An 18,833-nucleotide genomic window follows, 5' to 3' on the forward strand; every position below is an offset into this window, starting at 1 on the left:
GCGCAGGGAATTCGGCGGAAGGGCGGTCAGATGGGTGTGCGGGTGACGACCGCTTCGGTCGCGGACGAGGACAAGACGGCGTACTGGACCGGGGCGGTGTCCCGGGCGATGGTCCCGGTGGAGGTGCACCCGCGCACCGGGCGGCCCTTCGACGGACTCCTGGTGTCCCACCGGCTCGGCTACCTGCGGATCTCCACCCTGGAGGCAGACGCCGCCCGGCTCTCCCGCACGGCGGCCCTGATCAAGCGGGCCCCGTACGGCGAGCCGCAGGTCGCGATCGGCGTGCAGGAGACGGGCCGGGCCGTCCTGGAGCAGGACGGGCGCCGGGCGGAGGTGCCGCCGGGCGGGCTCGTGGTGTACGACACGGCGCGCCCGTACGCCGTCGACTACCCGGAGCGCTTCCGCACCCACCTGTTCCACCTGCCGCGCCGGCTGCTGGGCGTGCCGGAGCGGGACCTGCGGCAGGCGGCGGCGACGGCCGTCGGCCCCACGGAGGGCTGCGGACCGGTGCTCCTGCCGTTCCTCGCCGTCCTCGCCGCCTCCGCGCACTCCTACCCGGCCCCGGTCGGCGACCGGCTGGCGGGCAGCGTCGCGGACCTGCTGAGCGCGCTCGTGGTCCAGCTGGTCGGAGCCCGGCCGGAGGAGCCGGACGCCCCGAACGCGCACCTGGTCCGTCGGGTGCGCGAGTACATCGACCACCACCTGGCCGACCCCGAGCTGGTGCCCGAACGGATCGCGCAGGCCCACCACATCTCCGTGCGCTACCTGCACCGGATCTTCGAGGGCGAGGGCGTGACGGTGAGCCGGCTCATCCAGCAGCGCCGCCTGGCGGCGTGCGCCCGCGAGCTGGCCCGGCGCGGCCGCACCACGCCCACGGTCTCGGCCGTCGCCCAGCGCTGGGGCTTCGTCAACCCGGCGCACTTCAGCCGGACCTTCCGCGCCGCGTACGGTGTCTCTCCCCGGGAGTGGCGCGAACCGCCGCACCGCGATGCCGGTTGACGAGCCGCCGGACCGCCGCCGCGCACGCGGCCGCCGCGCCGCCCACCGACCGAAGCCAGGAGCGAAGAGTTGCCCGACCCCACCCCCCTGCCCGACCGGCACCCGGTGCTCGACCGGGTACTCCAGGAGTTCCTGGACGCCCGGGCCGGCCGGTCCGCGACGGAACTGCCGGACCTCTCCTTCCTCACCCCCGAGCGTGTCCCGACCGGCGGCCCGCACGAGGACCCGGACGAGGACCCGGACGACCCGCACGGCACCTCGACGGAGTGGCTCGCCCTGCCCTGCGGACCGGCCGGACGGGTGCACGTCCAGGTGACCAGACCCGCGGACGCCGTGGGCCCGAGCCCCGTGGTGCTGTTCCTGCCCGGCCTCGGCTGGTCGCTCGGCGACGCGGCCTGCTACGCCCGGCTGGTCCGGGAGTTCGCCCTGGGCACCGATGCCGCCGTGGTGTACGTGGACTACGCCCGCTCGCCCGCGGCCCGCTACCCGGTGGCCGTCGAGCAGTGCTACGAGGTGGCCCGGTGGATCCACGCGCACGGCCACGAGATCGGGCTGGAGGGGCGCCGCATCGCTGCCGTCGGCGACTCCGCGGGGGCCAACCTGGTGGCGGCGCTGACCCTGCTGGCCCGGCAGCGCGGGGACGTCCGGCTGGTCCAGCAGGTGCTGCTGTGCCCGGTGACCGACGCCGACTTCGACACCCCGTCCTACCGCCGGTACGCGACGGGCTACTTCCTGCACCGCGACCACATGCGCCGGTTCTGGGACGACTACCTGCCGGAGCTGCGCCGGCGGGGCGAGGCGACCGCCGCGCCGCTGCGCGCGTCCCTGGACCAGCTCGCCGGGCTCCCCCCGGCGCTCGTGGTCACCGCCGAGGCCGACGTGCTGCGGGACGAGGGCGAGGCCTACGCGGCCCGGCTCCGCGCGGCGGGCGTCCCGGTGGTGGCGATGCGCTACCAGGGCGCGGTGCACGGTTTCCTGCTGCTCGCCGGGCACTGCCCCACCGGCACCGCCCGGGCCGCGCTGATCCAGGTCGTCGACACCGTGCACGTGGCCCTGCACAGCCGGTCGTGGTGACCCCGGCCCCCGAGCCCGCCGGGCCGGGACGCCGCGTCCTTCCCGCTCTCCCGTTCCGACACCGCGACACCGCGACACCACCCGGCCGGACCTGGCCGGTCCGGCCGACAGCAGCCTGAGGAGCACCGATGTCCGTCGTCCTCGACACCACCGGAGTACCGTCCGCCGACCGCGCGGAGTACTGGCGCGAGGCCGTCTCCCGTACCTTCATCCCGCTCGACGTGGAGCTGCTCGACGGCGCGCCCGCGCCCGCGACGATCACCAGCCACCGCCTGGGCGACCTGCAGGTCTCCCTGGTGGAGGCCGGGCCGCAGCGGGTCGAGCGCAGCGCGGGGCTGATCGCCCGCGGCGGGGAGGACCACCTCACACTGGCGCTCCAGCACCGCGGCACCGCCCGCCTGGTCCAGGACGGCCACCGGGTCGAGCTGCGGCCGGGCACCTTCGCGGTCTCCGACGCCGGGCGGCCGTTCGCCAAGGAGCTGCCGGAGCCCTTCGCCTTCACGGCGTTCCACTGGCCGCGCTCGGCCGTGGGCGTCTCGGAGGACGACCTGCGGGTGCTGACCGCGACGGCCTTCGACAGCGCCGACGGCACCGCCCGGCTGGTGGCCGCGTACCTGGAGTGCCTCTCCCGCTCGGCCGGCTCGATGGAACCGCACCTGGCGTCCTGGCTCGCCATCACGGCGCTCGACCTGCTCGCGGTGCTCGCCCACGAGCGCCGCGGCCGGTCCGGGCCGGAGGCACCGGAGGCGGCCCTGGCCACCCTGGCCCGGGTGAAGGACCACATCATGCGCCACCTCGGGGACCCGGACCTGTCGCCGGAGCGGATCGCGGCTGCCCACCACGTGTCGGTGCGGTACCTGCACAAGCTGTTCCGCTTCGAGGGGGTGACGGTGGCCCGCTGGATCCAGCGCCAGCGGCTGGACCTGTGCCGCCGTGACCTCGCCCGCCGGACGGCGGGCCGGGTCACCGTGGCGGCGGTGGCGGGCCGCTGGGGCTTCGTGAGCGCCAGTCACTTCAGCCGGGCGTTCCGGGCCGCCTACGGGGTCTCCCCGCGCGAGTGGCAGGCCTACGCCGGGACGGGCCTTACGTCCGGCGGCGGCGTCGGCGCCGCCCCCGCGCCGCTCGGCCCGTCCGGGTACGGCATCGCGGTGTGAACCGTCGGGTCGAGCCGTCGGGGTGAGCCGTCGGGACGGGACGCGGTGTGCGGGCGGGGCGGTCGGGGTGCGCCGATGGCGCCGAGGACGGAGTTGTCGAGCGGGCTGGCGGCCAGGCGCTCCAGGACCCGCTGCAGGCCCCGGGAGAGCGCGGCGCGCAGGGTGCGGCTCCGGCGGCGGACGTCGGGGACGGCGGAACGGAACGCTGCGCTGACGGACATGCGGCTCACCTCCGGTACGGCCTGCGGACCTGCAGGGACGTCCAGCTTCCACCGCTTCGGCCGGGCCGGGGCCCGGATTGACGGGCTGCTGACGCTCCGCTGACGAACTGCTGACGACCCGATGACGGACCGCTGACGGCGGGCGGACGCCGGCCCGGCCCCGGGCGTTCAGACCCGGTACGCGGCGACGTAGCGGGCGGGGTCGCCGCCGAGGTCGCCGTGCCAGCGCCGCAGGCACCGCTCGGCGAAGGTCCGGCCGGTGGCGGCGATCTCGTCCAGCGGGTCCAGGTAGCCGAGGACGTGCGGCGGCTCGAGGTCCGCCGCGACGCGGGCGGCCAGGCCGGCCCTGGCGAGGCGGAGAAGTTCGACGGCCAGTGGGCGGACCGGGTCGCCGCCGAGGCGGGTGGCCAGGCCCCGGGCGGGGAGTTCCGCGAGGGCGGCCCGGTGCTCGCGCAGGGTGTAGCGGCCGAGCAACTCCCAGGCGGCGGCGCGGGATTCGGGGTGGTAGGTCAGCCCCGCCCACAGCGCGGGGACGGCGGCGACGAACGGGTACGGCGGTCCGTCCGCGGCGCGCAGCTCCAGGGTGCGGCGGACCCGGGTGTTGGTCCACAGCTGGTCGAGGTGGGCGGCCCAGTGGTCCGCAGTCGGCCGCGAACCGTCCCCGTAGCCGTCCCGGAGGAGTTCGGCGAAGGTGCGGCCGGGCGGCGCCGGGTGGTAGCGGCCGTCCGGGGTGCGGTAGTGGATCAGGGGGATGCCGAGCGCCCAGTCGACCACGTCGTCGGCGGTGACGTCGGGGCGCAGCGCGGGCGGCAGCACGCCGCTGCGGTACGGGTCCATCCGCAGCCAGGCCCAGCACCGGTTCGACAGCAGTCCATCGCACCGGCCTTCCTGGATCGGCGAGTTGACGAGCAGTGCGGAGACCACCGAGGCGGCGGCCATCTGCATCCGCAGCTTCTGGGTGAAGTCCTCGGGGGAGAGGTAGTCCAGGGTGACCTGGGTGGACAGCGACAGCGCCATGACGTACCGGGCCCGGCTGCCCGCCGCGCCCAGCCCGGCGAAGTGGTCCCGCATGATGGCGCCCCGGCTCATCGGCACCCACCGCATGTCGCGCAGCCGGTCGAAGGGCAGGTTGGCGCCGGGCACCAGGGCGAGGCCGAACCGGCCGGCCGGTTCGGCGAGTCGCTCCAGGGCGGTGCGCATGTCGGCCACGGCCTCGGCGACGCTCGGGACGGGGGCCGAGGAGTACTCGATCTGGCCGCCGTGCTCCAGGGTGATCAGGCTGCCGTCCGGGAGGCGGACGCCGGTCAGCCGTCCGGCGTCCGCCAGCCGCTCGCCGCCCCACCGGGCGAGCACCTCCTCCAGGACGGCCAGCACGCCGCGCGGGCCGAAGTAGCGGGCGGCCAGCCCGGTGGCCGGGTCGAGCAGGCCGCACTCGACCTCGAGGCCGACCCGCTCGCCGCGGGCGGGCCGGAACGGGGCCAGCAGCTCGGCCCGTTCCAGCGCCCGGCCGGCGTGCGGGCCGGTCACGCCGTGCCCACCCGGGCGGCGATCCGGGGGTGTCCGGCGCGGTCGAGCAGCGTGCTCACCGCGTCCAGGGCGGACTGCGCGGCGCCCTGGCACCAGGCGTGGGCGCCGGACAGGTGCTCGCCGGCGAAGAAGATCCGCGGCTGCTCCACCGGGTGCGGGGAGCCGAGCACGCTCAGGTAGCGGGTGTGCTCGCCGGGCGCCAGGTGGGCGAAGGCGCCGCCGCCCATGCCGGTCTGCACGTCCCAGTCGCAGTGCACGATGTCGTCCACGTCCCCGGTGATGCCCGGGTGGAGCTTCTCCAGGCAGTCCAGCACCAGCGCGTCCCGGTCCGCGACCGGCAGCGCGGCGAAGCGCCGGGCGTTGGCGCCCCACAGGTACGCGCCGAGCAGGGCGGCCGGGTCCGCGGAGCGCAGGGGGTCGCGCGGGCCCCAGCTCGGGCCGGAGCTGCCGTTGACCCCGCCCTCGGTGAGAACCGCGTTGTCCGACGGGTACCAGACCTGCTGGATCGGCAGGTCGGTGAAGCTGCCGCCGCCGTGGATGTCGTCCTCCAGCTCCCAGCGCCGGCGGGTGAGGTGCAGGACGGTCTTGACGCTGCTCGCGTAGCTGATGCCGCGGACGGCGTGCCGCTGGGCGGGCGGCAGGCCCGGGGTGACGGTGATCTGGTCGAGCGCGGGCGCCGGGACGCAGCACACCACGTAGTCGGCGTGGTCGCGCAGCCGGGCGCCGATCCGCCGGCCGCCGATCCGGACGCCGTCCGCGGTCAGCGCGATCTCGTCGATCCGGGTGGAGAGCCGCAGCGTGCCGGGGCGCAGGGATCGGACGAAGGCGTGGACCAGCGCGTCCAGCCCGTCGACCAGCTCGACCTGCCCGCTGTGGAACAGGCCGAAGTAGTCGACCAGCACCTCCAGCAGCGAGGACTGCTCGTAGTGCGCGAGGCCGCTGGCGTGTCCGAAGAGCTCCCAGGCGTCCTGCGACACGTGCTCGTGCACGAACTGCCACAGCGACACCGAGGCTGCCCGTTCCAGCGCCGGGTCGTCCCAGTGGCCCTCCAGGATGCGGCGCTGCTGCTCGACGGTGAAGGTGCGCCACACCGAGCCGAGCAGGTGGTCCAGCAGGGGTGCCGGTGCCTGCCGTTCGGCCGGGCGCAGCGCGTACGAGGGGAACAGCGAGGCCACGTCCTGCACCCGGACCCGGCGACCGCGCAGGTGGTAGAAGGCGCGCGGGTTGGCGTTGACGAACGGGCGGGTCGCCAGCCCGAACCCGGAGACGTAGTGCAGCACGCAGTGGTGGTTGCCCGGGATGCGCATGGCGCCCAGGTCCACGTGCGTGCCGTCCCAGAACCGGTGGGTCCGCACCCGCCCGCCGGGCCGGTTCGCCCGCTCGTACACGACGACGTCGAAGCCGCGGCGCTGCAGCTCGTGTGCGCACACCAGTCCGGCGATGCCCGATCCGACCACGGCGACCCGGCCCCGGGCGCCGCCCACCGGCCGCAGCAGGGAACGCGGGAACGCAAAGCTGGTATCGAACATCGGCACCGAACCCGTCAGAAGGGGGACCCGGCCCCAGCCTCGGCCAGGCGTCGTTCGGATGCCAGTTCGCGGCACCGATGCGAGTGACGGGCAGGCCGCGGGGAGGTTCCGTGCCCGATCGGACCGGCCCGGATCGCAGGGAGGGCCCGTCTGTATCATCTGTTCGCACACAGCGGCGGGGGGCAGGGGCGACGTGGAGACGGTGGGACCGAACGGGCCTGCGCAGGTGGGTCCGTTCCGGGTGTTGGCGCTGCTCGGGCAGGGCGGAATGGGGCGGGTGCTGCTGGGGGTGGCGCCGGACGGGCGGCCCGCGGCGGTCAAGCAGGTGCACGCCGAGTTCGCCGAGGACGACGGGTTCCGGATCCGGTTCCGGCGCGAGGTGGAGGCCTCGCGGCGGGTCTCCGGCGGGTACACGGCGGCGGTGATCGCGGCCGACCCGGAGGCCGAAACCCCTTGGCTGGCCTCGCAGTTCGTGCCCGGTCCGGCCCTGAACGAGGCGCTGCGGGCGGTCGGCGCGCTGCCGGAGGAGTCGGTCCGGCGGCTGGCCGCCGGGCTGGCGCAGGCGCTGGTCGACGTGCACCGGGCGGGTCTGATCCACCGGGACCTCAAGCCCTCCAACGTCCTGCTCGCCGAGGACGGCGTGCGCGTCATCGACTTCGGGATCGCACGGGCGGCGGAGAGCCAGGACACCAAGCTCACCCGCACCGGGGCGATGATCGGCTCGCCCGGCTACATGTCGCCCGAGCAGGTCGAGGGGCGTGAACTGACGCCCGCCAGTGACGTGTTCTCGCTCGGCGCGACCCTGGTGGTGGCCTGCACGGGCCGGCCGGCCTTCACGGGGGAGTCGCTGCCGCGGATCCTCTTCAACGTGCTGCACGCCGAACCCGACCTGAGCGGGGTGCCGGACGGACTGCGGCCGCTGCTCGCGGCCTGCCTGGCCAAGGACCCGGCCGCGCGGCCGACCCCGCAGGAGGTGCTCGCGGCGGTCGGGCGGCTCGCCCCGTCGACGCGGCCGTGGCCCGAGGCGGTGCACGGGCTGCTGGCGGCGCAGGGGGCGGAGATCGCCCGGCTGCTGGGCACCGACGCGCCGGCCGCCGTCCGGCCCGTGCCCGCGTCGGCCGCCGACCGGCCCGTGCCCGCGGTGGGCGGTGCCTTCGGACCGGCCGAGCCGCCGGCCGCGCCCGTGCCTGCGGTGGGCGGGGCCCCCACGGTGACCGCCTTCGGCCCGGCCGAGCCGCCGGCCGCGCCCGTGCGGCGGCGCCGCCGGGGGAGGCGGATCGTCCTGACCGTCGGCGCGATCGTCCTGGCGCTCGCCGGGGTGGCGGGCGGGCTGGTCGCCACCGGGGTGGTGAACCTGGACTCGGTGTTCCCCGAGCCGGTGCCCACGCCCGGGAACGTGCCGCTCTCGCAGGTCAAGGACAAGTACACGGCCGTGGCGCCCACCTGCGCGGACGCCCGGAGGGTGACGGTACCGCCCGAGTTCTCCGCACCCTGGGGCAACCCCGGGACCTGGGAGGCCACGGACTCGCACGGGAAGCACCCGGAGAAGGGCTGCCAGTGGAACTCCCGCAGCGGCGACCAGCTCGACGTCGACTGGGACGTCTACCCGAGCCTCCCCGGTGGCCTGACCGGCGCCGAGCGGGCGAAGGAGCACTTCGAGGCCCTCTACGTCGGAGGCCGCACGCGCGTGTCGGACCCGGGCTTCGCGGAGGAGGCGTTCTGGCTCCCGAAGAAGTATCTGGACGAGGAGAACTGCGTGTTCTACGTGCGCGACGTCAACCTGAACGTCTTCATCGCGGTGAAGGGCAGCAGCTACCCGAAGGGGCGGTGTGAGGAGCTGACCCGGACGATGGCCGCGACGGCGGTGCAGGTGGCGCAGTACGTGTCCGTGAACGGGACGTCCCCCGAGGTGTCCCCCACACAGCCGGCGTTCCGGTGACGGGCGCCTCGATGCGGCCGCGCCGGGAGTCGGACCCGGCCGAGGTCGGCCCGTACCGGGTCCTCGCGGAGCTGGGGCGCGGCGGGATGGGCCGGGTGCTGCTGGGCGCCGCGCCGGACGGGCGGCTGGTGGCGGTCAAGCAGGTGCACGACCGGTTCGCCGCCGACGACGGCTTCCGGGCCAGGTTCCGGCGCGAGGCCGGCGCCTCCCGCCGGGTGTCCGGGGCGTACACGGCGGCCGTGATGGACGCCGACGTCGACGCGCCGACGCCCTGGCTCGCCTCGGTGTTCGTGGTCGGGCCCTCGCTCGGCGCCGCCGTCGAGGCCGCCGGGCCGCTGCCCGCGGACGCCGTGCACCGGCTCGCCGTCGGCCTGGCCACGGCCCTGGTGGAGATCCACCGGGCGGCGCTGATCCACCGCGACCTCACACCGGAGAACGTGCTGCTCGCCGACGACGGCGTGCGCGTCATCGACTTCGGGATCGCCCGGGCGGCCGAGGAGGACGCCGAGCTCACCCACACCGGCGGCGTGATCGGCTCGCCCGCGTACATGTCGCCCGAGCAGGCCGAGGGCCGGGTACTGACCCCGGCGGCCGACGTGTTCTCGCTCGGCGCGGTGCTGGCGCTCGCCCTGACCGGTCGCAGCCCCTTCGCCGGGGCCTCCACCCTGCAGACCCTCTACAACGTCGTGCACACCGAGCCGGACCTCGCCGCCGTACCGGCCGCCACCCGGCCGCTGCTCGCGGCCTGCCTCGCCAAGGACCCGGCCGCCCGCCCGACCCCGGCCCGCCTGCTCGAACTCCTCGGCCCGGTCGCCCCGGCCGCCCGGCAGTGGCCGCCGACGGTGCACGCGCTGATCACCGCGCAGCAGACGGCGGTGGACGGGCTGCTCGCCGCCCCGCAGGGCGCCGCGCCGCCGCGCGCGCGGACGTCCGAGCCGACCTCGTACCACCTGGCGGCGCCCGGGCTGACCGCCCTGGCCACGGCCGTGGACACCGGGCCGGAAACCGACGCGCCCGCACCTGTACCCGTCGTCGCCGCCGGTACCCCGCCGCGCCGGTCGCGCCGGACCGCCGCCCTGGTGACCGCCGGGTTCGTCGCCGCGGCGGGCGTCGGCGGATACCTGTGGCTGCGCGACGCGAACGACCCGAACGGCCCGGCCGTTCCGGACAAGTACGTCAAGGCACCGGCCTGTGCGGAGGCCACCGGGCGGCTCCCGCTCCCGGCCGCCGAGCGCAAGCAGGAGGAGGACCACTACGTCGAGCAGTCCTCCAGGGCCGAGACCGACTGCTACTGGTACGGCTCGTCGGCCGTCTCCGGCACCACCTACTGGGACCGGAACCCGTCCGCGATCGTCCGCTGGATGCTCCAGCGCAGCGCCGGGACCAGCGACAACGCGACCCAGGTCCAGCGCAAGGACTTCGGTGACCTGGCCGCCGGCGAGCGCCGCGCGAGCGGCCTCGGCGTCGGCGAGGAGGCCTACTGGGGCTCGGTGGGGAACGGGACGAACTGCTCCCTTCACGTCCGCGACGGCAACCTGCGCCTCTCGGTCGACCTCGGCGGCAAGGCGCACCCGGCGGACGGCTGCGAGGCGCAGGCCGTGACGGTCGCCCGCGCGGCACTCGCGGCGATGCCGAGCTGAGCCGACCCGGACGCGGGCCGCGGTACCCCTGTTGCCTCGGCTCGCGTCCCGGGCCGGCGGATTCAGCCGGTGACCCTGATGCGACTTCCGGTGGACGTGCCACCGTCGGTGTCGCGCAATCCGGTCGGACGCGAAGCGGCCGTGCGGGCGTTCACGTGCTCCTCCTCGGACGGGTCGATCGGGCGTTCATTGTCGCCGCCGGAGGCTCCGGCGGACCACGACGTTGACCTGACGTTGACCTGACACTTGGGCCGCTCCCGGCTACGCTCGTTCGCGGCCCGCGCCGGACGGGGCGGGGCGCGGGGGACGCTTGGCCGGGGGAGTGGGGGACGTGTTGGGGGCTGCTGTGTTCGCCGAGCTGTTACGGGAGCGACGCCTGTCGGCGGGGTGGAGCCAGGACGAGCTGGCAGAGCGCTCGGGGGTGTCGACCCGGTCGATCAGCGCCCTGGAGGCAGGTGGGCGACGGCCGCGGATGTCCTCGGTGGTCCGGCTCGCCGGGGCCCTGGGCCTCGACCCGGACACCCGCGCCCGGTGGCTGATGGCCGCCCGGGACGCGGGCGCGGAGGAGCCGGGCGGACCGGACACCCCGGCGGCCGCGCCCCGGCCCGAGGCCGGTGCGGCGGCCTCCCCGCCCCTCCCGCGCTCCCCGGCCGGGCCGGGTGGGGGGCGTGGCGCGCCGGCCGTGCCGCAGCAACTGCCGATGGCCATACGGCACTTCACCGGTCGGGCCCGAGAGATCCAGGCGCTCGACAGACTCCTCGGCGACCGGATCCCCGGCTGCGGCGCGGTCGTGATCTCGGCGATCGCCGGCACCGCCGGCGTGGGCAAGACCACGCTCGCCGTGCACTTCGCCCACCGGGTGGCGGACCGCTTCCCCGACGGGCAGCTCTTCGCCAACCTGCGCGGCTTCGACCCGGCCAGGAGTCCGGTCGACGCCGCCGACGTGGCGCGCGGCTTCCTGGACGCGCTCGGCGTACCGGCCTCGCGCATCCCCGCCGACCCGGACGGGCAACTCGCGCTCCTGCGCAGCCGGCTGGCCGGCACCCGGACGCTGATCGTCCTCGACAACGCCCTCGAGGCGGAGCAGGTCCGCCCGCTGCTTCCCGGCTCGGACACCTGCCTGGTCCTGGTCACCAGCAGGAACCGGATGCCCGGACTGGTCGCCCTGGACGGCGCCGTCCCGCTCGCCCTCGACGTGCTCTCCCGCGCCGAGGCCCGCGAACTGCTCGCCCGCCGCCTGGGCCCCGCCGCCGTCGAGGAACAGCCCGACGACGCCGACGAGTTGATCGAGCTGTGCGCCCGGCTGCCGCTGGCCCTGAACATCGCCGCCGCCCGCGCGGCCGACCACCCCGGCACCCCGCTCGGCGTCTGGGCGCGCGAACTGCGGGACTCCCGGGCGCGCCTGGACCTGCTGTCCACCGGGGACGTGCACGCGGACGTCCGGGTGGTGCTCTCCTGGTCCTACCGCGCCCTGGCGCCGAAAGCCGCGCGCCTGTTCCGGCTGCTCGGCCTGCACCCGGGGCCGGAGATCGGCGCGGCCGCCGCCGCGAGCCTCGCCGGCCTGCAGCCGGCCGAGGCCCGCCGGCTGCTGGACGACCTGCACCGCGCCCACCTGATCGCGGCGCCGGACCGGGACCGCTACACCCTGCACGACCTGCTGCGCGCCTACGCCGCCGAGCGGGCGGCCGCCGACGAGTCCCCGCAGGGACGGGCCGAGGCGACCCTGCGGATGCTCGACCACTACCTCCACACCGCACACCGGGCCGGCTGCCTCGCCTACGCCGACGACGCCTCCTGGCAGCCGCTCGCCCTCGCGGAGCCGGCCGCCGGGGTCGCGCCCGAGGACCTCGCCGACCGCGGGCAGGCGCTCGCCTGGTACCGGGGCGAGCAGCCGGTGCTCGAACGGATCGTCGACGGGGCCCACCGGGCGGGGCTCGACACGCACGCCTGGCAGCTCGTCGCCGCGCAGGTGGCCTACCTGCTCAAGTCGGGGCTGTGGCAGCAGTGGCAGCGGGCGAGCGAGACCGCGCTCGCCGCCGCCGAGCGGACCGGGGACCTCCGCGGACAGGCCCACGCGCACCGCTGGCTCGGCCAGGTGCACCGCTCCCAGGGCCGCCAGCCCCAGGCCCGCCACGAACTGCGCCTGGCCCTCGACCTGTTCGACGCACTCGGCGACCGGCCGCGCCAGGGCAGGACCCTGCTCGACCTCGCCCTCGCGCTCGGCGAGGAACAGGCCGACGCCGAGGCGGTGGCAGAGTCCCGCCGGGCACTGGAGCTGTTCCGGGCGATCGACGACCGCAACGGGCAGGCCCTCGCCCTCAACAGCATCGGCTGGTACCTGACGCAGCAGGGCGAGCCACGGCCGGGACTGGCGCACTGCCGGCGCGCGCTGGACCTGGCCCGCGAAACCGGCAACCTCCCCGCCCAGTCGTCGATCTGGGACAGCGTCGGCTACATCTACCACCAGCTCGGCGAGTACCACGAGGCCCTGCCCGCCTACCAGGAGTCCCTGCGGCTGCGGCAGGAGGTCGGCGACTACTTCCTCCAGGCGGACATCCACACCCACATCGGCGACACCCACCTCGCCCTCGGCGATCCCGAAGCCGCCCGGGCCTCCTGGACGCGCGGCCTCGCCATCCTCGAAGACCTGGAGCACCGTGACGCCGACGCCGTCAGCGCCCGCCTGAACGCCCTCGCCGGCCCGGACCACCGACCGCCGGCGGAGCCGCAGACAGGGCCGCCGCCGGAGCCGCCGCCGGGACGGTGAACCGGACCGCCTCCGCCGCCCGTAGCACCGAAGAGGACGCGCGCACCGCGCGTCCCCGGCGACAACGGGTGCGCCCAGGAGGCGGGGAGGAACCGGATGCAGTCCCGACGCGACCAGGTGCAGGCGCACCTGTTCGTGATGAGCAGGCTGGCCTCGGGCATGCTGCGCGCGGAGCCCGACGCGCCGGACACCCCCACCGGGCGGACCACCCGGGGCACCATGACCGGCCTGGCCGTCGCGGTGCTGATCGGGCTCGGCGTCACGGTGTACGGGGTGATCAAACCCGGCGGCAGCGACGGCTGGGCCAAACCCGGCACCCTGGTGGTGGTCGAGGAGACCGGCGCCCGCTACCTCTTCGTCGGCGGGCAGCTGCACCCGGTGCTGAACGACACCAGCGCCCGGCTGGTGGCCGGCGACCAGATGACGGTGCGGCAGGTGAGCCGGGACTCGCTCGCGGACGCGCCGCGCGGCCTACCGGTCGGAATCGTCGGCGCCCCCGACGGGCTGCCCCCGGCCGCCGACCTGGCGGGCGGCACCTGGCTGGTCTGCGGCACCGTCCAGTCCGGCCCGACCGGCGCCCCCGCGACCCGGCTCGGCCTGCAGATGGACCCGGCCGCGGAGGGACGGGCGCTGACCGCCGCCCAGGGCGTACTGGTCGCCCAGCCGGACGGTTCGGTCCACCTGCTCTGGCAGGGCCAGCGGCTGCGCGTGGACACCGCCAACCAGGCGCTGCAGGCGCTCGGCTACGGCGGTGCGACGCCCTTCCCCGTCCCGGCCGGCCTGCTGAACGCGCTGCCCGCCGGGCCGGACCTGGCCTCGCCCGCCGTCGCCCGGCGCGGCGAGCCGGGCCCGGCGCTGGGCGGCAAACCGACCCGGATCGGCCAGCTCTTCGGGGCCCCCGGCGGCGCGCACTACCTGCTCACCAAGGACGGCCTCGCCCCGCTCACCCCGACCCTGTACGCGCTGCTGCTCGGTGACCCGCGCACCCAGCAGGAGGCGTACGGCGGCGACGCCCCGACGCCCGCGCCGATCGGCGCCATGGACCTGGCCGCGCACACCGCGCCCGGCGGCCCGCCCGCCGGGGGACTCCCGGAGACGCCGCCGGCCCTGGTCCTGCCGCTGCGCGGCGAAGGCGTCTGCGCCGACCTGCACACCGGCGCCGGCGCCCCGGTCACGTCCGTCACGGTGCTGCCCGCCGACCGGGCCGAGGCGGGCCGCCCGCCGACGGCCCCGGTGGGCGCGCCACCGGGCACCTGCGCGGTCGCCGACCGGATCGCCGTACGGCCGGGCCGCGGGGCCCTGGTGCGGGCGCTGTCCGGCGCCGGGGCGGGCAGCACCGAGTACCTGGTCACCGAGGCCGGGGTGCGCTTCCCGCTGCCCGCCGCGGCGGTGGCGAAGCAGCTCGGCTACGGCGGCACCACCCCCGTCGCGGTGCCCGCACCGGTGCTCGGCCTACTGCCGGCCGGGCCGAGCCTCGACCCGGCCGCCCTCGGCGACGGTACCGGCGCCTCGCCGACCGCCACGGCCACCCCGGCCGCGCAGGCCACCCAGGCCGCGCCGCCGGCCTCGCCGCCGTGCGGCTGAACCACCGCCCGTCGCAGGGCCGTTGAGTCGATCAGGAATCTCCGCCGGGCCGCCCGCCCGGCGAGCGCAGGGAAGGGAGCACGCCATGACCACACCGGGCATGTTGACCAAGGAGGACGAGGCGATCCGCCAGGTCCTCGCCAGCCTGGAGCACCAGATCGAGAACATGGTGACCGCCGGGCGCACGGTCGAGCGGATCAAGGAGGAGCTGGCCGGGGGCTACATCTCCGGCGCCAGCACCATCTTCCAGCAGAAGGTGGAGGACTGGATGACGCGCTACCAGCAGATCATCGGGTCCTTCGAGCGGTTCGTGCAGTCCACCCAGGGTGCCAACCAGATCCTCACCCAGGCCGAGGACGACGCGCGCGCCCACGCCGCGGACGGCATCTACAACGGCCTGCAAGGCGCCTGACTTCCCGTCACAGAAGGAGGATTCAGTACCGATGGACTTCGGCAGCATCCAGCTCCACCACGAAACCGTCTCGCAGGCGGCCACCGAACTGCGCCAGGCCGGCTCCATGATGCGGAGCAACCTGGACGCACTCATGGGCAAGCTCAAGGGCGTGATCGACGGCGGCCACTTCCAGGGTGTCGCGGCCAACGCCTTCGAGGAGCTCTCCCGGGTCGTGGCGGCCAACGAGAGCGCCATGGACGAGGACATCACCGCCGCGGCGAACACCCTCAACACGATGCACGAGATCATGACGGAGTCTGACGCCAACGCCGGGAAGCAGTTCCACCACTGAGGCGAGGACGGAGGTGATCGCCCATGGGCGAGGAAACCATCAAGGTCTCGGTGAGCGGTCTCAATGACTTCGCCACGAAGCTCGAGACCTTCCGCATCGAGGTCGGCGACGCGGCGAGCAAGGTGCACGACTGCCCGCCCCTTCTGCCGGGCAACGACATCCTGCCCGAGATCGCGAACCTGAAGAAGGGCTCGACCGAGTTCATGGCCAGCGTGGCCTCCGCGCTGACCGCCATCCAGACGGACGTCAAGAACATCAAGTCCGACCTGCAGATGGCCGGGACCATGTTCAACCTCGGGGCGGAGGAGAGCCTCACCGAGGCGCAGATGATGGAGATCCTGCACGACGTCCTGGGCGGCGGCAGCCCGTCGACATCCGTCAAGTGACGCGACTCTCCGTCGGGCGGGCCTGACCGCCCGTCCGACGGCGGGTACGGCGCCGTCCCCTTCCGTTCCCGTTCCGCTGCCTACCGGAGGAAGCCATGGCAGATCCGAAGCACTACCCATGGGAAGACGCCCTGGCGGCCTTCGCGAGCTCGACGCAGACCTCGATCACGAACCGGGACGCGGCGATGGCTCAGCCGTGGATCACCGGGATCGAGGTCCGTACGGGCATGAAGAGCGGCAACGACGAGAGGAAGTCCCAGAAGTCGGGGAGCAGCGGCTGGGCGGGCTACGACATGTGGGCCGAGTGGGTGTACAACACCACGAGCCCGTGGAGCACGATCGTGGGCGTCACGGTCGACTGGGACTTCTGGCAGCTCAAGCCGCCCGCGGGTGACACCAGCACGCCGCTCGGGCACTTCGAGGCCAACGCGGACACCATCCTGGCGCCGCTCCTGTGGGGCGACCGCAGGAACGACAAGACGAGCGCCCAGAGCTACAACGACGCGGCGACGGTCATCCGCGCCGCGAACCTCTGGGTGGGGAACCAGCAGCAGAAGATCCAGACCTGGGCGGACGAGGTCGACGGCGCGGGCAGCGACTTCCAGGGGAGCGCGGCCGGCCGGTTCAAGGAAGTCCTGGTCGGTCTGCGGAACGAGTTCATCAAGCTGCACCTCGACCTCGGTACGACGGACGCCATGGCGAGTGCCCTCGACGACGTCGCGGAGGCGATGCGCGCCGCGCACCGCAAGATGTACGACGGTTACAACGCCTGGCGGGTCAACGGAGGCGAGAACCTGTTCGCGACGAAGTGGACCCTCAAGGAGGACGACGCCTCGTTCTCCTGGCCGCACGCATGCGTCCACGCCGCGTTCGCGGTGGCGACGGCGGGCCTGGTCCCGACGATGGTGGACAACAACACCGCCTCCTTCACCGGCGGGCAGGTGCTGCCGACCGACAACGACGCCTTCAAACAGTGGTTGGAGGAGCTCTCCAAGAAAACCTGGACGACCTGGATCGAGCTCACCCTGGACAAGCACGCGACCGAGGCGATGACCGCGTTCAAGACGGCCTACTCCCACGCCACCGCCGTCCTGCAGAAGGTCGACCCCCCGAAGAAGTGGCTGCCCGCCGACAAGCCGCCGACCGCCCCGGACGGCGGCCCGAAGCCCCCGCCGGGATCGTCCGGCGCCGGGGGTGACGGCAAGGGCGGTGACCTGGGTCTCGGCGGCTCGGGCGACAAGAAGCCGCCGGGGACCAAGGGCGCCACCCCGCCCCCGCCCCCGCCCCCGCACGTGCCGGGCTCGTTCACCGGGATCGGGGGCAACAACGGGAACGGCGGCGGAGGCGGCAGCCAGGCGCCGCTGCTCGGCAAGGACGGCAAGCCGCTCCTGGACAAGGACGGCAAGCCCCTGTACGTGCCGCCCGGCACCACGGTCAACGCCAAGGGCGAGCTGATCGGTCCCGACGGCAAGCCCCTGCTGGGCGCGGACGGCAAGCCGCGGCACGTGCCGCTGGGGACGACCGTCGGCAAGCCGACCCCGACCCAGAACCAGACCGGCGGCGGCGGCCTCGGCGCGCCGTTCACGGTGCCGCCCGGCTCGAAGAAGAACGAGGACGGTACGGTCACCGGTCCCGGCGGCGCCGCGCTGAAGGACGCCAACGGCAATCCGGTGCTGCTCGGCAAGGACGACACGATCGACAAGGACGGCACGGTCCGCAACGCCAACGGGCAGCCGATCTCGCAGTTCGAACAGCTGCTGAACGACCAGTCGCGCGCCTACACCGGGCGGCCCGGCGGTACCTCCGGCGGCAGCGGCGGGGGTGGCAGCTGGGCCGGCCTGCCGCCCTCCTTCGGCAGCGACTTCTCCTTCGGTACGAGCGGTCTGGGCGGTGCCGGCGGCTCGGGCTCCTTCAAGGGCGGCACCGACCTGTTCGGGGAGTCCTTCGGCAAGACCGGCGGCTCGGGCCTCTCCGGCCCCCGGACCACCGGCGGCATCAGCGCCTCGGGTCCGCCGACGATCGGGACCGGCGGGCGGATGGCCACGCTCGGCGCCGCGAACGGCGGCGCCGCGCTGGCCGAGGAGGCGGCCCTGACCGGGCGCGCCGCCGCCGGCCGGGCCGCCGCCGCCACCGCCGCCGAGGAGGCCCAGCTGATGGGCCGCGGCGTCCCGACCACCGGCGGAATGGGCGGACCGATGATGCCCCCGATGGGCGCCGGTGCCGGTGCGGGCGCCGGAGCCGCCGGCCAGAGCGAGAAGGAACGGCAGCGCACCACCTGGCTGGCCGAGGACGAGGAGGTCTGGGGCACCGACTCCGGTGCGGTGACGGGCGTCATCGGCCGCTGAGCACGCGCGGGGCCCCGCTTCACGGGACGCGGTCGGCCGACGTCGAACCCGGCGGCCGGGCGCAGCCGTAGAGATGACCGTACGACCCCACGGACCGGTGCGGTCCCGGGCCCGACATCCCCGGGCCCGGGACGCACCCTCGGGAAGAGACGGAGGTGCGGGAGTGGAACTCTCGTTCGCCGAACAGATCGAACAGGCGATGGCCGCGCTGGAGGAGCAGCAGGTCAAGATGGCCGCGGCGGCCAAGGAACTGGAGGTGGCGACCGCCTCGGTGACGTCCAAGGACCGGATGGTCACCGCGGTGGTGGGCGCCCAGGGACAGGTGGAGTCGCTGACCTTCCACACCACCGCCTACCGGTCGATGGCTCCGGCCCAGCTCGCCAAGGTGCTCACCGACGTGCTGAACACCGCGCGGGCCGACCTCGGCGACCGGGTGGCCGCGACGATGGGCGAGTTCAAGGGCCTCGGTGAGACCCTGGCGGCCTCGATGACCGGCGGCACCGAACTGGACGGACTCTTCGCCCCGTTGCGGCAGATGCGCCCCGGCTTCGCCGAGGACGCGGCGGCGGAGGAGCGGCGCAAGCGCGACCGGCAGGAGGAGTTCCGTGGCTGAGAGGCTGACCGCGCTGTCGGACCTGAAGGACAAGTTCGGCAAGTACCCCCAGCTCGCCGACCTGTTCACGGACATCGAGACCTGGACCGGGCAGATCAACCTGTACAACAAGGAATCGGCAGGCAACGACGAGATCGGCAAGAAGTACCACGAGAACGTCGACGCGCCCACCGAGTCCATCATCAAGCTGCTCAAGAGCGTGCGGAGCACCGTCGAGAGCGCCGGGACCGGTGGGACGAACACCGCCAACATCCTCAACGACGCCGACCACGAGGCCGGGAACTCGGTCTGACGCGCCGTCCGGCCCGC

At 74.9% G+C, this 18,833-nt stretch carries 16 protein-coding genes; 13 read left to right on the top strand and 3 right to left on the bottom strand.

Features of this window, described 5'->3' with window-relative positions:
• The first annotated feature begins 30 nt into the window (after positions 1-30).
• The 3 genes from ACZ52R_RS14865 (at position 31) to ACZ52R_RS14875 (ending at position 3,227) form a co-directional block, all read left to right on the top strand.
• Positions 31-999 carry an AraC-like ligand-binding domain-containing protein gene (locus tag ACZ52R_RS14865; protein ID WP_396287844.1) on the top strand — a complete coding sequence of 323 codons (969 nt, stop codon included), beginning with the start codon at positions 31-33 and terminating at the stop codon, positions 997-999.
• Positions 1,000-1,068: 69 nt separating this feature from the next.
• Complete coding sequence (locus tag ACZ52R_RS14870) at positions 1,069-2,073, top strand: alpha/beta hydrolase (protein ID WP_465663431.1); 1,005 nt, start codon at positions 1,069-1,071, stop codon at positions 2,071-2,073.
• Positions 2,074-2,201: 128 nt separating this feature from the next.
• On the top strand, positions 2,202-3,227 hold the full coding sequence (locus tag ACZ52R_RS14875; protein WP_465617990.1) for an AraC-like ligand-binding domain-containing protein: 1,026 nt from the start codon (positions 2,202-2,204) through the stop codon (positions 3,225-3,227).
• On the opposite strand, the gene ACZ52R_RS14880 is transcribed toward ACZ52R_RS14875, so the two are convergent.
• From ACZ52R_RS14880 to ACZ52R_RS14890, 3 genes are all read right to left on the bottom strand, one after another.
• Positions 3,140-3,448: a hypothetical protein gene (locus ACZ52R_RS14880; protein WP_465753543.1), complete on the bottom strand. Its 309-nt coding sequence runs from the start codon at positions 3,446-3,448 to the stop codon at positions 3,140-3,142. The two genes, ACZ52R_RS14875 and ACZ52R_RS14880, sit on opposite strands and share 88 nt — an antisense overlap.
• A 168-nt stretch (positions 3,449-3,616) precedes the next feature.
• A complete protein-coding gene (locus tag ACZ52R_RS14885; RefSeq protein WP_465753544.1) occupies positions 3,617-4,975 on the bottom strand; it encodes a glutamate-cysteine ligase family protein in 1,359 nt (452 codons plus the stop codon).
• On the bottom strand, positions 4,972-6,504 hold the full coding sequence (locus ACZ52R_RS14890) for a flavin monoamine oxidase family protein (RefSeq protein WP_465617993.1): 1,533 nt from the start codon (positions 6,502-6,504) through the stop codon (positions 4,972-4,974). Before ACZ52R_RS14890 ends, ACZ52R_RS14885 begins: the two co-directional genes overlap by 4 nt.
• Before the next feature lie 226 nt (positions 6,505-6,730).
• Between ACZ52R_RS14890 and ACZ52R_RS14895 the strand changes: the two genes are divergently transcribed.
• The 10 genes from ACZ52R_RS14895 to ACZ52R_RS14940 all read left to right on the top strand — a co-directional run bounded on the left by ACZ52R_RS14895 (position 6,731) and on the right by ACZ52R_RS14940 (position 18,816).
• Entirely contained in the window at positions 6,731-8,443 is a 1,713-nt protein-coding gene (locus ACZ52R_RS14895; RefSeq protein ID WP_465753545.1) for a serine/threonine-protein kinase, read from the top strand.
• The gene (locus tag ACZ52R_RS14900) at positions 8,440-10,083 is read left to right on the top strand and encodes a protein kinase domain-containing protein (protein ID WP_465617997.1); all 1,644 of its coding nucleotides are present in this window, start codon (positions 8,440-8,442) and stop codon (positions 10,081-10,083) included. Before ACZ52R_RS14895 ends, ACZ52R_RS14900 begins: the two co-directional genes overlap by 4 nt.
• Positions 10,084-10,414: 331 nt before the next feature.
• The gene (locus ACZ52R_RS14905) at positions 10,415-12,850 is read left to right on the top strand and encodes an ATP-binding protein (RefSeq protein ID WP_465753546.1); all 2,436 of its coding nucleotides are present in this window, start codon (positions 10,415-10,417) and stop codon (positions 12,848-12,850) included.
• Between the two features lie 96 nt (positions 12,851-12,946).
• Positions 12,947-14,434 (top strand): type VII secretion protein EccB, encoded by a 1,488-nt coding sequence (eccB, locus tag ACZ52R_RS14910; RefSeq protein ID WP_465753547.1) that lies wholly within the window; start codon positions 12,947-12,949, stop codon positions 14,432-14,434.
• An 85-nt stretch (positions 14,435-14,519) separates the two neighbouring features.
• Positions 14,520-14,846: a hypothetical protein gene (locus tag ACZ52R_RS14915; RefSeq protein WP_465618003.1), complete on the top strand. Its 327-nt coding sequence runs from the start codon at positions 14,520-14,522 to the stop codon at positions 14,844-14,846.
• 31 nt (positions 14,847-14,877) lie between these two features.
• Positions 14,878-15,180, top strand: coding sequence for a hypothetical protein (locus ACZ52R_RS14920; RefSeq protein WP_465618005.1), 303 nt, complete (start codon positions 14,878-14,880; stop codon positions 15,178-15,180).
• Positions 15,181-15,203: 23 nt separating this feature from the next.
• Positions 15,204-15,566, top strand: a complete 363-nt coding sequence (locus ACZ52R_RS14925; protein ID WP_465663437.1) for a hypothetical protein — start codon at positions 15,204-15,206, stop codon at positions 15,564-15,566.
• 95 nt (positions 15,567-15,661) lie between these two features.
• Positions 15,662-17,911 carry a hypothetical protein gene (locus ACZ52R_RS14930; protein WP_465753548.1) on the top strand — a complete coding sequence of 750 codons (2,250 nt, stop codon included), beginning with the start codon at positions 15,662-15,664 and terminating at the stop codon, positions 17,909-17,911.
• A gap of 163 nt (positions 17,912-18,074) precedes the next feature.
• The gene (locus ACZ52R_RS14935) at positions 18,075-18,524 is read left to right on the top strand and encodes a YbaB/EbfC family nucleoid-associated protein (RefSeq protein WP_391549843.1); all 450 of its coding nucleotides are present in this window, start codon (positions 18,075-18,077) and stop codon (positions 18,522-18,524) included.
• The gene (locus tag ACZ52R_RS14940) at positions 18,517-18,816 is read left to right on the top strand and encodes a hypothetical protein (protein WP_465618011.1); all 300 of its coding nucleotides are present in this window, start codon (positions 18,517-18,519) and stop codon (positions 18,814-18,816) included. The genes ACZ52R_RS14935 and ACZ52R_RS14940 overlap by 8 nt, the downstream gene beginning before the upstream one ends.
• The last annotated feature ends 17 nt before the right edge of the window (positions 18,817-18,833 follow it).

The sequence above is a fragment of the Kitasatospora sp. NPDC034023 genome (genome assembly GCF_055575795.1).

Bases quoted from the DNA above. Each gene is read 5' to 3' on its own strand.
- ACZ52R_RS14880 (WP_465753543.1), bottom strand. From the start codon at position 3,448: ATGTCCGTCAGCGCAGCGTTCCGTTCCGCCGTCCCCGACGTCCGCCGC.
- ACZ52R_RS14920 (WP_465618005.1), top strand. From the start codon at position 14,878: ATGGACTTCGGCAGCATCCAGCTCCACCACGAAACCGTCTCGCAGGCG.
- ACZ52R_RS14925 (WP_465663437.1), top strand. From the start codon at position 15,204: ATGGGCGAGGAAACCATCAAGGTCTCGGTGAGCGGTCTCAATGACTTC.
- ACZ52R_RS14930 (WP_465753548.1), top strand. From the start codon at position 15,662: ATGGCAGATCCGAAGCACTACCCATGGGAAGACGCCCTGGCGGCCTTC.
- ACZ52R_RS14890 (WP_465617993.1), bottom strand. From the start codon at position 6,504: ATGTTCGATACCAGCTTTGCGTTCCCGCGTTCCCTGCTGCGGCCGGTG.
- eccB (WP_465753547.1), top strand. From the start codon at position 12,947: ATGCAGTCCCGACGCGACCAGGTGCAGGCGCACCTGTTCGTGATGAGC.
- ACZ52R_RS14865 (WP_396287844.1), top strand. From the start codon at position 31: ATGGGTGTGCGGGTGACGACCGCTTCGGTCGCGGACGAGGACAAGACG.
- ACZ52R_RS14875 (WP_465617990.1), top strand. From the start codon at position 2,202: ATGTCCGTCGTCCTCGACACCACCGGAGTACCGTCCGCCGACCGCGCG.
- ACZ52R_RS14915 (WP_465618003.1), top strand. From the start codon at position 14,520: ATGACCACACCGGGCATGTTGACCAAGGAGGACGAGGCGATCCGCCAG.